Genomic DNA, 12,780 nt, shown 5'->3' with positions numbered 1-12,780 from the left:
AACCCTTGCGCGCGCCGTCCCCACGCGTCACGTAACGTAAAAAGGGGCAAAACCATGCGTATCTACCTCGTGGTCGTCGACGACAGTCCGGAAGCGGAGATCGCGCTGCGCTTCGCCGCGCGCCGCGCGGTGAAGACCGGCGGCGGCGTCGAGATCCTGACGCTGATCCCGCCGCAGGAGTTCATCGCCTTCGGCGGCGTACAGGCGACGATCGAGGACGAGGCGCGGCAACAGGCCGAAGGGCTGGTCGCCGCAGCGGCGGGAACGCTGGTCGCCGAATCGGGGCTGCGGCCCGCGATCACCGTGCGCGAGGGCGATGGCCCCAAGATCATCCGCGAGATCATCGCCGCCAATCCCGACATCGCCGCACTGGTGCTGGGCGCCGCCCCCACCGGCGCGCCCGGCAAGCTCGTCAGCCATTTTGCGGGTTCGGATGCGGGCGCGTTGCCGGTGCCGGTCATGATCGTGCCCGGCTCGCTCACCCGCGAGGCGATCGACCGGCTGAGCTGAAGACGCCTTGTAAAATCGATTGCAAGACAAGGCGTTGCGTCCTTAAAGGGCGCGATGACGCGCAACCCGGCGGCCTCGCTTCCCTATGCAGCCACGCTGGACCTGCTGAGCCGCGCGCTCGCGACCCTGGAAGACCTCGACGAGGGCATCGCCGCCGCACGGCTCTGCGGCGTGATCGATCTCGTCGCGGCACGCCTGGGCGAACACAGCCTGTCGCGGCACTGATCCCTGCCATCCGTCCGCCACGCTCCGCGGGCGGGCATGACGATCCAAACCCTCTTTTCATCAAGCACTTGAGCGAAGGCCCGTAACACGGCACCATCGCGGCCATGCTGCTACCCGTACTTGCCGCCGCGGCCGCCGTCGCCAGCCCCTCGCCCGATGCCGCCCGCCTCAAGGCGAGCGTGTCCGCGCTGGTCGGCTTCGGCACGCGCCATACCCTGTCCTCCGCCACCGATCCCAAGCGCGGGATCGGCGCGGCGCGCACCTGGATGGCGCGGCAGTTCGAGGCGCTGTCACGCGACTGCGGCGGCTGCATCACGGTGGAGCGCATCAATCGCCGCTTCACCGGCCCGCGTGCGCCGAACGGCGTGGTGGTGGAGGACGTGCTCGGCATCCAGCGCGGCCGCGATCCCAACCGTGTCGTCATCGTCGGCGGCCATATCGACAGCCGCGTCACCGACGTGATGGACGCGACCTCGGACGCACCCGGCGCCAACGACGACGCTTCCGGCGTCGCGCTGGTGCTGGAAACGGCGCGCCTGCTTTCCAAGCGCCAGTTCGACGCGACCATCGTCTACGTCGCCTTTTCCGCCGAGGAACAGGGATTGTGGGGCGCCGAACTCCTCGCCGATACCGCGGCCACGCGCGGATGGCAGGTCACCGCGATGCTCAACAACGATATCGTCGGCAACACGATCGGCCAGGGCGGCGTGCGCGATGCCAACCGCGTCCGCGTCTTTTCCGAAGGCATCCGCGCATCGGAGGACCTGCCCCAGCAGATGCGCCGTCGCGGCGAAGGCGGCGAGGACGACGGGCCGAGCCGCGCGCTCGCCAAGGTGATCGACGGGATCGCCGATGCCATTCCCGGCGGCGTCGACGTGGCGATCGAGCGGCGCCCCGACCGGTTCGGGCGCGGCGGCGATCACGAACCGTTCCTGAAGCGCGGCTATCCCGCCGTCCGCTTCTCGGTCGGTGCGGAGAATTGGGACGCGCAGCATCAGGACCTGCGTACGGAGAATGGGGTCGTCTACGGCGACACGATCGACCGGATGGACTTCGCCTATCTCGCCAAGGTCACGGCGATCAACGCCGCCACGATCGCCCGTCTCGCCGCCGCACCGGCGGCCCCGGCCAGCGTCGGCCTGTCCGGCGACCTGTCGCGCGACACGCAGGTCAGTTGGCCGGCGGTGCCCGGCGCTGCCGGCTATCGCATCCGCTGGCGGCCGAACGACACCGCACGCTGGACGCAGTCGCAGGACGTGACCGGAACGGCCGCGACGCTGCGCCAGGTGCCGGTGGACGATACGTTCTTCGCGGTGTCCTCGCTGGCTGCCGATGGCAGCGAAAGCCTGCCGACCTTCGGCGGACGCGCACCCCGCCGCTGACGGGTTGCGCGATGCGCGCGAACTACCCCTTGTTCCCCAGCCATTCCTCCAGGCTGTCGGGAATCTCCTTCGGCCGCCCGGCCTTGGCGAAGCCTTCGGCCAGCATCTTCGCCACCCGCCGATCGCGCGCGACGACCGAGGATTCGCCGATCACCACCGCGATCAGCCGGCGCCCGCCGCGCTTGGCGGAGGCGGCGAGTGCGAAGCCGGCTTCGGCGGTATAGCCCGTCTTGATGCCGTCGGCGCCGGCAAAGCTGCCGAGCAGGTGATTGTGGTTCTGCACGCGCCGACCCGCCCAGCTGAACGACCGGGTGCCGAAGAGCGGATAGCGATCGGGATGATCGCGAAGCAGCGCCAGCGACAGGCGGGCGATATCCTGCGCGGTGGTCAGATTGGCGCCGGGCAGCCCGGTCGCGTTGGTGAAGGACGTATCCTCCAGGCCCAGCACCCGTGCCTTGGCGGTCATCATCCGGGCGAACCGGTCCTCCGTGCCGCCCACCGTCTCGGCCAGCGCGACGGCGATGTCGTTGGCGGAGATCACCGCCACCGCCCGCATCGCCTCCTCCACCGTCATCCGCGTCGCCGGTGTCACCCCGACCCGCGATGGCCGCTGGTTGGCGGCATAGCGCGAGATGCGCACCCGATCGCCCGGCCGCAGCCGCCCCGCATCGAGCGCGTCGAAGACGAGGAACAGCGTCATCATCTTGGTCAGCGACGCCGGCCGGCGGACGATGCCGGCATTCTCGGCGTAGAGGATACTGCCGTCGCGCGCGTCCATCAGGATCGCCGACACCGGCCGCGCCACCGCCGCCGCCGGTGGCACGCCGGCCAGCGCGGACAGCAACAGCGCGCCGCCCCACGCATGCAGCGTGCGCCGCGTCGGATGGGTCATGACCGCTCCCGAACGGTTATTGCGGCGCCTGCCCGTTATCGGTGGGCGGCGGCGGCGCATCGCGCGTCACCCGCGCGGTCATGCCCGTCGCATCGGCATCGTCGAGCATCTGGGCATCGGGCGCGATCTTTTCGGGCGGCGGCGCTTCGTCGACGGCATTGAGGTCGATCGCCGCGGGTTCCGGCGTCGGCTCGGCGCTCGGCAGCGCCTCGGGCGTCGCCGTCTCCAGCGGCGCGACCTCGGCCATGTTGGCCTCCTCCGGCTGCTCCGGCTCGGATCGCGAACATCCCGCCAGCAGCAGCGCGGCTGCCGCCAGCATCGCACCCGTCGTCATCACTCGATTGCGCATCATCGTTCCCCTTACCGTGCCGCGACCATCTGGCGTGCCGAACGCGCCTCGATCTTCGCCGCCAGCGTCGCGTCCCATCCGTACGGATCGTCACGGAAGTTCATCTGGCCGTTGCCGCTCGCAAAGGCCGTCCAATAGAGCAGGAACACCGACACCGGCTGCGGCAGGCGCGCGCGCACCGTGTCGCCCTTGTCGACCGCGGCGGCGATCGCCTCCGGCGTCCAGGCGGGATCGCCCTTCAGCAACAGGTCGGCAAGATCGGCGGGCTTTTCCAGCCGCACACAGCCATGGCTCGCCAACCGGCTGAAGCTCGCGAACTTCGCCCGCGCCGGCGTATCGTGCAGGTAGACGGAAAAGGCGTTGTCGAAATCGAATTTATAGCGGCCGAGCGCGCTCTGGTCGCCCGCCCGCTGCTGCAGCCGCGTGCCGTCGATCACGCGAAATCCGTTGCGCTTCAGGTAGCCCGGGCTCTTCTTTTCCTTCGGCCACAATTCCTTGGTGGCGATAGAGGTCGGTACGTTCCACGGCGGATTGATGACGATGCTGTGGATCGTCGAAGACAGCATCGGCGTCTCGTCGCCCGGCCGCCCGGTCACCGCGCGCATCGACATCACCGGCTGGTCGCCGTCGAACACGGTCAGCACCGCCGCCGCGACGTTCACCTGGATGCGATCCTTGGGCAGTTCCTGCGGCAGCCAGCGCCAGCGCTCCATGTTCGCCATGATCTGGCGCACGCGCGCGGTCGCCGGCACGTTGAGCGCGGCCAGCGTCTGCCCCGCCACCGTGCCGGTGGGGTTGAGGCCATAGCGCCGCTGCGCCCGCCGCACGGCATCGACCAGCTTGGCATCGAAGGTGGCGCCGGTGGTGGCGACGTCCTTGTCCTCCACCGCCAGCCGCTGGCGCAGCGCGATCACCCGCGCACCGCTGGCGCCGAAGGCGAGGTCGGGGCCTGCCGCCAGCGTCGGCCAGCCGCCGTCCGCGGCGATGGCGCGATACCGCTCCAGCCCCGCCTTCAGCCCGTCGTAACCGGCATAGGGCGGCGGCAGGGAGGCAAACCAGGCCGCGATCCGGTCCTGCCGCACCGCATCGGCAAAGCCGGGCAGCGGATCGAACATCGGCGGGCGCAAGCCCCAGTCGCGCTGGAAATCATCCTCCGCCAGCCGTCCGGCATGCACCGCGCGTGCGTAATCCAGCGCATCGCGCACCAGCCGCTCACGCCCGGCGGCATCGAGCGGCGGCGGCGCGACCAGGGTGAGGCCCTGCGCCATGGCGCGCGCGGGCAGCAGCGTGGCAAGCTGCGCCGCCTGCGCCTCAGTCAGTTGCGGCAGCGCCACCGTCTGGATCACCGGCGGCACGGCGACGGCCGGCGCGACCTGCGGCACGACCTGCGCGGGTGCCGCGACCTGCGCGCCCGCCGCCGTCGGCGCGAGCATCGCCGCCATCGTGACCATCGCAATCTTACGGTTCATCATAATCCCCTGAGGCATCGTCCGCCGTTCGCATCGTCCACCTCGCTCTAGGCTGAACGAGCCGCGGATGACACTGGCGAGATGCGGAATTTTGCTTTTCCTACACCGTCATCCAGCGTTCGCCGGATGACCGCAGCGGGGCATCAATAGCCGGCGTAATCGCTGAACTTGGTGATCGTCGGGTCGAACTTCAGCACCACCTTGCCGGTCGCGCCATGGCGCTGCTTGGCGACGATCATCTCGGCGAGGCCATAGACGCGCTCCATGTCGCTCGCCCATTTGGCGTGATCCTCGAACACCTTGGCCTCGTCGCCTTCCATGGGCCGCTTGGGTTCGCGCTGCGCGGTGTAATAATCCTCGCGGAACACGAACCACACCATGTCGGCGTCCTGCTCGATCGATCCCGATTCGCGCAGATCGGACAGCATCGGGCGCTTGTCCTCGCGACTTTCCACCGCGCGGGAGAGCTGCGACAGCGCCAGCACCGGCACGTTCATGTCCTTGGCCAGCGTCTTGAGCCCGCGGGAGATTTCCGAGATCTCCTGCACGCGGTTCTCCTTGCCGCCCTTGCCGCCGCTGGTCAGCAGCTGGAGGTAGTCGACGACGACCAGGCCGATCTGGTTGTTGTGCCGCCGCTGCAACCGCCGCACGCGGGTGTGCAGCGCGCTGATGCTGAGACCGCCGGTATCGTCGATGAACAGCGGCAGCGTCTCCAGCTCCGCCGCCGCCGCGGCGAGCTGCGCGAACTCGGCCTTGCTGATCTTGCCCATGCGCAGGGATTCCGAACTGATCTGCGACTGTTCGGCCAGGATACGCGTCGCCAGCTGGTCGGCGCTCATTTCGAGGCTGAAGAAAACGACCTTCGCCCCCACAGATTCGCTCGGCGGGATGCCGTCCGCCATGTCGCGCATCCAGCGCCGCGCGGCGTTGAAGGCGATGTTGGTGGCGAGCGAGGTCTTGCCCATGCCGGGGCGCCCGGCGAGGATCATGAGATCGCTGTGGTGCATGCCGCCGATCTTGGCGTTGACGCTATCGAGCCCCGTGGTGACGCCCGACAGGTTGCCGCCCGAATTGAGCGCACGCTCGGCCATCTTGACCGCCATGGTGGTGGCCTGCGCGAAGGTCTTGGTGGAATTCTCGACCACGCCGTCGCCGGCGACCTTGTAGAGTTCCTCCTCCGCCGCCTCGATCTGCGCGCGCGGATTGACCTCTTCCGACGTGTCCATCGCCCGTTCGACCAGCGTGCGCCCGACGCTGACGAGGGCGCGCAGCATGGCGAGGTCGTAGATCTGCGTCGCGAACTGCCGCGCGCCGATCAGTCCCGCGCCCGACCCGGTCAGGCTGGCGAGATAGGCCGGCCCGCCCAGCTCACGCATCCCCTCGTCCGCCTCGAACATCGGACGCAGCGTGACGGGCGTCGCCAGCATGTCGTTGACCCGCAGCGTCTTGATCGCGGCAAAGATGCGGCCGTGGACGGGTTCGTAGAAATGCGCCGGCTCCAGCCGATCGACCAGATCGTCGGCGAGTCGGTTGTCGATCATCATCGCGCCGAGCATCGCGGCTTCGGCCTCGACGTTGCGGGGCAGCTGGAGGGGTTCGGCGGGGGCCGCCGGAATCGGAAATGCGAGAGTGGCCATGGGGCGCTTGTAATCCCAAACGCCCCCGCGCGTCACGGCCCCTGCGTCACCGTTTGTCGGATCGGTCCAACCCGACTATCGCAACATCATGGCCGACCCGCGGATCATCGACGTGCACCTGGACGAGCACAGCATCGGCTGGCGTTCGGCCGATGTCGAGCAGGAGCGGCGGATCGCGATCTTCGACCTGCTGGAGGGCAATCACTTCGCCCCGCAGCGCGTCCATCCCGACGGCTATGCCGGTCCCTACCGCATCAAGCTCGAATCGGCGGAGGGCAGGCTCGGCATCCACATCCACCGCGAGGATGACACCCATCTCGAGACGCTGGTGCTGGCGCTCGGCCGCTTTCGCCGGCCGATCAAGGATTATTTCGCGATTTGCGATAGTTACTATCAGGCGATACGGGCCTCCACCCCGCAACAGATCGAGACCGTCGACATGGCCCGCCGTGCCATCCACAATGATGCCGCCCAGCTTCTGAAGGACCGCCTGGAAGGCAAGATCGACGTCGATTTCGACACCGCGCGGCGCCTCTTCACGCTGATCTGCGTGCTGCACCTGCGCGGCTGATGGCTTACGGACTCCTCAAGGCGGCAGGCGTGCTCGTCGCCGCCGGCGCGCTCGGCATCGGCGGCTGGGCATTCGCCACCCACTGGGCGCCCAAGGCCAGCCAATATCCGCTGCAGGGCCTCGACCTCGGCGAGAATCCCGGCGAGGTCGAATGGGGCACCGTGCGCGCACGCGGCGCCGATTTCGCCTATATCGTCGCGACCTCGGGCGCCGATCGCCGCGCGCCGACGTTCGAGGCGAACTGGGCCGCCATACCGGAAGCCGGCCTGCGCCGCGGCGCCGTGCATCTCTTCTCGCTGTGCCAGCTGGCCGCCGATCAGGCCAATGCCTTCAACGCCTTCGTACCGCGCGCCGCCGATGCGCTGCCCGCCGCAGTCGACGTCAGCTATCGCGAGGATTGCACCGCACGCCCCGATCGCGCCGTGCTGGTCGGCGAGCTGGCCACCTTCGTCCGCATGGTGGAGGCGCACACGCGCAAACCGGTGCTGCTGCGCCTGACCAAGGCGGTGGAACGCGATTACCAGCTGACCGCCGCGATCGATCGCCCGGTATGGGCGGTCGCCAACCTCTTTCCCCCAGCCTATGCCGCGCGGCCCTGGCGGATGTGGCGCGCAAGCGACATCCGCCGGGTCGATGGCATCGAAGGCCCCGTCAATTGGGACGTCGTCGCACCATGAGCCAGGAAGCCACCCGCCTGATCGCCGCCGCGCGCGAGGCCGCGACCCGCGCGCATGCTCCCTATTCACGCTTCGCGGTCGGCGCCGCATTGCTGATGACCGACGGGAGCCTCGTCACCGGCGCCAACGTGGAAAATGCGAGCTACGGCCTGTCGCTCTGCGCCGAAACGGTCGCCATCGCCACCGCCAGCGCGGCGGGCCGCCTGCGCGAGGTCGTCGCGGTCGGCGTGATCGGCGGTGCGATGGACGCGGACGGCCACGCGACCGGCACCGCCCCGGTCAGTCCCTGCGGCCGCTGCCGCCAGATCCTGAACGAAGCCGCCCAACTCGGCGGCCGCGACCTCATCGTCCATTGCGGCGGGGCAGAAGGCGACACAATCGCCAGCTATCGCCTGTCGGAGTTGCTGCCGCAGGCGTTCGGGCCGGCGGATTTGGGGATCGGCTGATCGGCGCGGCATCAGCCTGCACTGACGGCCAGTCCGACGCCCACTGCTATCGCGCCCCCTGCGCACGCGATCGCGGCGATCATCACCGCGCCATCGCGGACCATCAGTGCCAGGCCGAACGTCGCGATGGCCGCCATCGGCGCGGTGGTGGCGAGCGGCAGCAGCTCCAGCGGCGGTACGGTCAAGGCAAGTAATATGCACGCGACCGCAGCGACGCGCACTGCCGGTCCTCGGGTGAGCGCGGGCAAGCGACCATGGAACCAGCGATCGGCCCAAGCTGCAGGCTTGCCCGCCTTGCCGGTTGCCTTGCGCACCGTGGCGCTTGCCACCGACCGTCGCTTCAGGACAGCCGGCAACCACAGGTGATCGCGACCGAGTGCCAGTTGCACCGCCACGAGCACGATCACCGCGGCCAGCAGCGAAGGCAGACCGGGGATCGCGCCGATCGGCGATATGTCGATCAACGCAGGCAACAGCAGGAACGGCCCGAACGACCGGCTGCCGAACGCCTCGACCGCATCGCCCAGGGCAACGCGTTCCTGCTGTTCCGACAGGTCGTCCAAGGCCTTAAGGATATCGCCGATGCTGCCGGGACCATCTGCCATGGCAGGCAAACGGAGAGGCATGATCCCGGTTCCGGACAGCGGAGGCGCTCACTCTGCCTGTGGGACTATGCCACGACTGCATCGTACGATGCGTGGCTGACGCAACGCAGCCGTCGTGCCGATCGTCACTACCCGCTTTCTACCTGCCCCAGGCACGACAATGCCGCCCTGCGGGAGTTCGTGCAGGGCGGCATCGCCTCGGCCCCAAGGGGCCGCCCCCCGAGCAAGGGGTTAGAGGTTCGCGCGCGTCAGCGGCAGGCGCACTTGGGTGCGGGGCGCCAGACACGGCGGGTCTTGGTGCGGACCGCCGCCGGCTTGCGCACGTAGGTGACCGCATCCTCGTAGATGTCCGTGGTGGTCGTGGTCACCACCGGCGCGGTCTGCACGACGACGGTCGTGGTGGAGGCGCCGGGATAGTAATAGCCGCCGCGATAATAGCCGCCGGCGCCGCTGGTCGTCGTCACCGTGGTGGTGCCGTCTGCCGAGCGCCACACCGGGTTGCCCGGCGCATAGCCGACGGGAGGCGGCGGCGGAGGAGGAGGTGGCGGCGCGACGTCCGGCGCGACGGGCACGTCGTAGCCGCGGTCGTATTCGCGATAGGCGAGCGGCGGGGGCGGCGCCCGGCGATCCTCGGCGCGATCGATCGCATAGCCCGCGGCGGCACCGACCCCGGCACCGATCAGCGTGCCGCCCAGCCGGTTGCCTCGTCCGGCAATCACATTGCCGGCGACGCCGCCGACTAGGGCGCCCGCCACCGCACCGCCGGCGCCATCATCGCGACGCGCGACGGGCGCATCATACCGGCGGTCGTCATAGCCCCGATCGTCGTAATAGCCGTCTGCATTGCCGGCATAGCCGTCGTCGTAGCGGTCCCAATCGATCCCGGCACGGGTGTCGTACACCGAGCCACGTCCATCGACGAGCACGGCATCATCGTAATAGCGCACCCAGTTATAGCCATAGGCGGGCTGCGTCAGGCCATAGGCCTGCCAGTCGGTGACGTAGAAGCGCGGTGCCACCCAATAGCTTGGCAGAGCCCAGCCGCGATACGGCCGGCGGTAGGCCGACCAACCGCCCGGCGCATTGGCGCCGCCCCACCAGCGGCCGCCGACCTTGCTGCCCCAGCGCGGCTGGCCCTGATGGACGACCGGCGGCCGGACGCCACCCCCGCCACGCGGCGCCTGCCAGCCGGTGCCCTGCCAACCGCCGCCGCGCCGAACCACGGGAGCAGGGGCCATGCCCTGCCCCGGCACGCCGTAGCTCGCCCCCGGGCCATGGGCGACGACGCGTTGCTGCGCGTCGGCCCCACCGGACGCTACCAGCGCCAGCCCGGCCGTCGCGATCAACAGATAACGCATCGTCTTCTCCCTGCAGCCGGCGCCCCCGCCCCGCACCAACAGTTAACAAACCATTGATGAAAGCTGTATCACCGCCGGCCGGGAGTCGCCAGAGCGCCGCCACGGCACGCCCTGTCCCGTTTCGGATCAGCCGATCCGACCGGCGAGCAGCGCCGCCAACACCTCGCAGCCCGCCGCATCCTCTGCGTCGAACCGGGCGGGCTCGGGGCTGTCGAGATCGAGGACGGCGATCACCGCGCCATCGCGCACGATCGGCACCACCAGTTCCGACCGGCTCGCCGCATCGCAGGCGATATGGCCCGGAAAGGCATGCACGTCCTCGACCACTTGCGTGCTGCCCGTCGCCGCCGCCGTGCCGCAGACGCCCTTTCCCATCGCGATCCGGATGCAGGCCGCCTTCCCCTGGAACGGCCCGAGCACCAGCTCATCGCCGATCACGCGGTAGAAACCGGCCCAGTTGAGGTCGGGCAGATACTGCCACACCAGCGCGGCGGCATTGGCCATGTTGGCGATGCCGTCGGGCTCGTCCGCGGTGAGCGCATCGAGCGCAGCGTGGAGGTCGCGGTACAGATCGGCCTTGGAGCCGGCGGAGATGTCGAACTGGTACATGCCCGCGATGTAGGCGCCCGCAGCGCCCGCGTCATCAATCCTCGCGTACCCGGCCGCGCCCCGCCTTCACCGCGCTGCGCCCCTTCTTGGCGTCGACCCGCTTCGCCTTGGCGGCGCGGCTCGGCTTGGTCGGGCGGCGGGCCTTGGGAACGATGGTCGATTCGCGGATCAGCGCGACCAGCCGTTCGCGCACGTCGCGCCGGTTCATCTCCTGCGACCGCGCGCCCTCGCCCCGCAGCGTCAGCACGCCTTCCTTGCTCAGCCGCGATCCCGCCAGCACGCTCATCCGCCGCTTCACCGCGTCGGGCAGGTTGGGCGATCCCCAGACGTCGAAGCGCAGCATCACCGCGCTGTCGGTGGTGTTGACATGCTGCCCGCCCGGACCGGAGGCGCGGGTGAAGCTTTCCTCCAGTTCGCGCTCGTCGATCGCGATCGTGCGGGTGACGGGGATCAGCGGCACCGCCTGCCCCGCCCTATCGCGGCCAGGCGCCGAAACGGTCGGGCAGCGGCGCCTCGGCCCGGATCGGCTCCTTGCCATCGCGCGGCACGGTCAGCGCCGCCGCGTGCAGCAGCATGCCGCCCGCTTCGCCCGCGCCATAGACGGGGTCGCCGACCACCGGCAGGCCCAGCCCGGTCGCAGCGTGCACGCGGATCTGGTGCGTCCGCCCCGTCGTCGGCCGGAACTCGACGAGCGCGCGGCCATCCTGACGGGCGATCACCTGCCACGCGGTACGCGCCGCCTTGCGCGCCGGATCGGCGACGATCCGCCACCCCGCCTCACGCGTGCTCACCTTGCCGAGTGACAGGTCGATCACGCCCTCCTCGCCATCGGGGACGCCGGCAAGTACGGCGAGGTAGCGCTTTTCCACCGCGCCGCGCTCGAACGCCTGCTGGAAGCGGGCATGCGCCTTGGGGTTGCGCGACAGCAGCAGGCAGCCGCTGGTATCGCGATCCAGGCGGTGCACCGGCACCGGCCAGCGCCGGAAGCCGAACTTCAGGGAATCGAGATGGTTTTCCAGGCTCAAGGAGCCGTCGCGGGGCGGATCGACCGGCAGCCCGGCGGGCTTGTCGATCACCAGGGCCTCGCCGTCGAGGAACAATACGCGGTCGCCGTGCATGCGAAACGCCTTGCCACTCCCCGCCGCTTGGCGCCAGAGGCAGCCGCGATGCGCCGGCTCCTCCCGTTCCCCGTCTTCCCGTTTATCGTCCTGCTACCCCTCGCCACGCCCGCCGCTGCGCAGGTCTGCGCCGGGGCTGCGGCCAGCATGGCGCGCGACGGCCGCCTCTACGGTCACCTGCCCTATGGCGACGCGCCGCCGGGCGATCTGGTGCCGGCCCCCGCCGGCTTTGCGCTGCACGGCTGCCTGCTCCGCCGGGACGTGATCCCCGATCTCGAACGGCTGCTCGCCGCGGCCAAGGGCGATCCGGCGGTCGAGGGGCAACTGCGCGCCCTCTCCTGCCATCGTTCGATCATCCAGCAGGCGAGCGTCTTCTGCCGCGAGCATCCCGATGCCGCGACCGATGCCGACGCCACCCGCGCGATCTCCGTCGCGCCGCCCGGTCATAGCGAGCATTCGAGCGGTTATGCTCTGGATTTCGCGGTCCGCCCCGCTAGGGGCTGCCCCGACGCGGAGGCGTGCATGGCAGCAAGCACCGCCGCGCGCTGGCTGGTCCGCAACGCACCCCGGTTCGGCTTCGAGATGTCCTTCCCCGGCGGCAACCGTCAGAACGTCAAGTGGGAGCCATGGCATTGGCGCTGGGTCGGCACCAGCGCAAGCGCACCCGGCGCGGCACGCGCCCGCTTCCTCTTCGCCAAGGCGCGGACCCGCTTTCCTGCCGATCCCGCCGTCGACCCGACGGTGACGATCCTGCGGGTGACGCCGCCTGCCTTCATCACCGTTCCGGCCTGGGTCGCCCCCAAGCCACCGCGCGGCAAGCGCCGTCGCTGACCCGCAGCGCAACGAAAAAGCCATTGCGGCGCCTTGTGTTAGGTTATGATCGCGCCATCGAACCGTGCTATACGGATGCATCCCGTGTGCCGTCCGCCCGG

Annotated in this window: 16 protein-coding genes; 7 read left to right on the top strand and 9 right to left on the bottom strand. The window is 69.8% G+C overall.

Going from position 1 to position 12,780, the window contains the following annotated elements; all coding sequences use genetic code 11:
- Positions 1 to 54: 54 nt before the first annotated feature.
- The 3 genes from ACTZQ5_RS07600 to ACTZQ5_RS07590 all read left to right on the top strand — a co-directional run bounded on the left by ACTZQ5_RS07600 (position 55) and on the right by ACTZQ5_RS07590 (position 2,117).
- On the top strand, positions 55 to 510 hold the full coding sequence (locus ACTZQ5_RS07600) for a universal stress protein (RefSeq protein WP_443584571.1): 456 nt from the start codon (positions 55 to 57) through the stop codon (positions 508 to 510).
- A gap of 54 nt (positions 511 to 564) precedes the next feature.
- Complete coding sequence (locus tag ACTZQ5_RS07595; RefSeq protein ID WP_443584570.1) at positions 565 to 735, top strand: hypothetical protein; 171 nt, start codon at positions 565 to 567, stop codon at positions 733 to 735.
- Positions 736 to 839: 104 nt separating this feature from the next.
- Entirely contained in the window at positions 840 to 2,117 is a 1,278-nt protein-coding gene (locus ACTZQ5_RS07590; RefSeq protein WP_443584569.1) for a M20/M25/M40 family metallo-hydrolase, read from the top strand.
- Positions 2,118 to 2,139: 22 nt separating this feature from the next.
- On the opposite strand, the gene ACTZQ5_RS07585 is transcribed toward ACTZQ5_RS07590, so the two are convergent.
- From ACTZQ5_RS07585 to ACTZQ5_RS07570, 4 genes are all read right to left on the bottom strand, one after another.
- Complete coding sequence (locus ACTZQ5_RS07585; RefSeq protein ID WP_443584568.1) at positions 2,140 to 3,009, bottom strand: D-alanyl-D-alanine carboxypeptidase family protein; 870 nt, start codon at positions 3,007 to 3,009, stop codon at positions 2,140 to 2,142.
- Between the two features lie 16 nt (positions 3,010 to 3,025).
- On the bottom strand, positions 3,026 to 3,361 hold the full coding sequence (locus ACTZQ5_RS07580; RefSeq protein WP_443584567.1) for a hypothetical protein: 336 nt from the start codon (positions 3,359 to 3,361) through the stop codon (positions 3,026 to 3,028).
- An 8-nt stretch (positions 3,362 to 3,369) separates the two neighbouring features.
- Entirely contained in the window at positions 3,370 to 4,827 is a 1,458-nt protein-coding gene (locus tag ACTZQ5_RS07575; protein ID WP_443584566.1) for a L,D-transpeptidase family protein, read from the bottom strand.
- Between the two features lie 143 nt (positions 4,828 to 4,970).
- Positions 4,971 to 6,464, bottom strand: coding sequence for a replicative DNA helicase (locus ACTZQ5_RS07570; RefSeq protein WP_443584565.1), 1,494 nt, complete (start codon positions 6,462 to 6,464; stop codon positions 4,971 to 4,973).
- Between the two features lie 88 nt (positions 6,465 to 6,552).
- Between ACTZQ5_RS07570 and ACTZQ5_RS07565 the strand changes: the two genes are divergently transcribed.
- The 3 genes from ACTZQ5_RS07565 to ACTZQ5_RS07555 are packed head-to-tail and all read left to right on the top strand — an operon-like array spanning position 6,553 to position 8,158.
- Positions 6,553 to 7,035, top strand: a complete 483-nt coding sequence (locus ACTZQ5_RS07565; RefSeq protein ID WP_443584564.1) for a UPF0262 family protein — start codon at positions 6,553 to 6,555, stop codon at positions 7,033 to 7,035.
- Entirely contained in the window at positions 7,035 to 7,712 is a 678-nt protein-coding gene (locus ACTZQ5_RS07560; RefSeq protein WP_443584563.1) for a GH25 family lysozyme, read from the top strand. Before ACTZQ5_RS07565 ends, ACTZQ5_RS07560 begins: the two co-directional genes overlap by 1 nt.
- Positions 7,709 to 8,158, top strand: a complete 450-nt coding sequence (locus ACTZQ5_RS07555) for a cytidine deaminase (RefSeq protein WP_443584562.1) — start codon at positions 7,709 to 7,711, stop codon at positions 8,156 to 8,158. Before ACTZQ5_RS07560 ends, ACTZQ5_RS07555 begins: the two co-directional genes overlap by 4 nt.
- A gap of 11 nt (positions 8,159 to 8,169) precedes the next feature.
- On the opposite strand, the gene ACTZQ5_RS07550 is transcribed toward ACTZQ5_RS07555, so the two are convergent.
- From ACTZQ5_RS07550 to ACTZQ5_RS07530, 5 genes are all read right to left on the bottom strand, one after another.
- Entirely contained in the window at positions 8,170 to 8,721 is a 552-nt protein-coding gene (locus ACTZQ5_RS07550; protein WP_443584561.1) for an exopolysaccharide biosynthesis protein, read from the bottom strand.
- A gap of 290 nt (positions 8,722 to 9,011) precedes the next feature.
- Positions 9,012 to 10,121, bottom strand: a complete 1,110-nt coding sequence (locus ACTZQ5_RS07545; protein WP_443584560.1) for an RcnB family protein — start codon at positions 10,119 to 10,121, stop codon at positions 9,012 to 9,014.
- 126 nt (positions 10,122 to 10,247) lie between these two features.
- Entirely contained in the window at positions 10,248 to 10,730 is a 483-nt protein-coding gene (msrC, locus tag ACTZQ5_RS07540) for a free L-methionine (R)-S-oxide reductase MsrC (RefSeq protein ID WP_443584559.1), read from the bottom strand.
- Positions 10,731 to 10,764: 34 nt separating this feature from the next.
- On the bottom strand, positions 10,765 to 11,190 hold the full coding sequence (gene arfB, locus ACTZQ5_RS07535) for an alternative ribosome rescue aminoacyl-tRNA hydrolase ArfB (RefSeq protein WP_443584558.1): 426 nt from the start codon (positions 11,188 to 11,190) through the stop codon (positions 10,765 to 10,767).
- Positions 11,191 to 11,203: 13 nt separating this feature from the next.
- Positions 11,204 to 11,848 (bottom strand): RluA family pseudouridine synthase, encoded by a 645-nt coding sequence (locus ACTZQ5_RS07530; protein WP_443584557.1) that lies wholly within the window; start codon positions 11,846 to 11,848, stop codon positions 11,204 to 11,206.
- A gap of 48 nt (positions 11,849 to 11,896) precedes the next feature.
- Between ACTZQ5_RS07530 and ACTZQ5_RS07525 the strand changes: the two genes are divergently transcribed.
- Entirely contained in the window at positions 11,897 to 12,679 is a 783-nt protein-coding gene (locus ACTZQ5_RS07525) for a M15 family metallopeptidase (protein ID WP_443584556.1), read from the top strand.
- Positions 12,680 to 12,780 lie beyond the last annotated feature (101 nt).

The sequence above is a fragment of the Sphingomonas cellulosilytica genome, from assembly GCF_052321755.1.
Taxonomy (GTDB): Bacteria; Pseudomonadota; Alphaproteobacteria; order Sphingomonadales; family Sphingomonadaceae; genus Sphingomonas.
The sequence above is the reverse complement of the archived record's forward strand: the minus strand, read 5'-3'. Positions and strand labels throughout refer to the sequence as shown.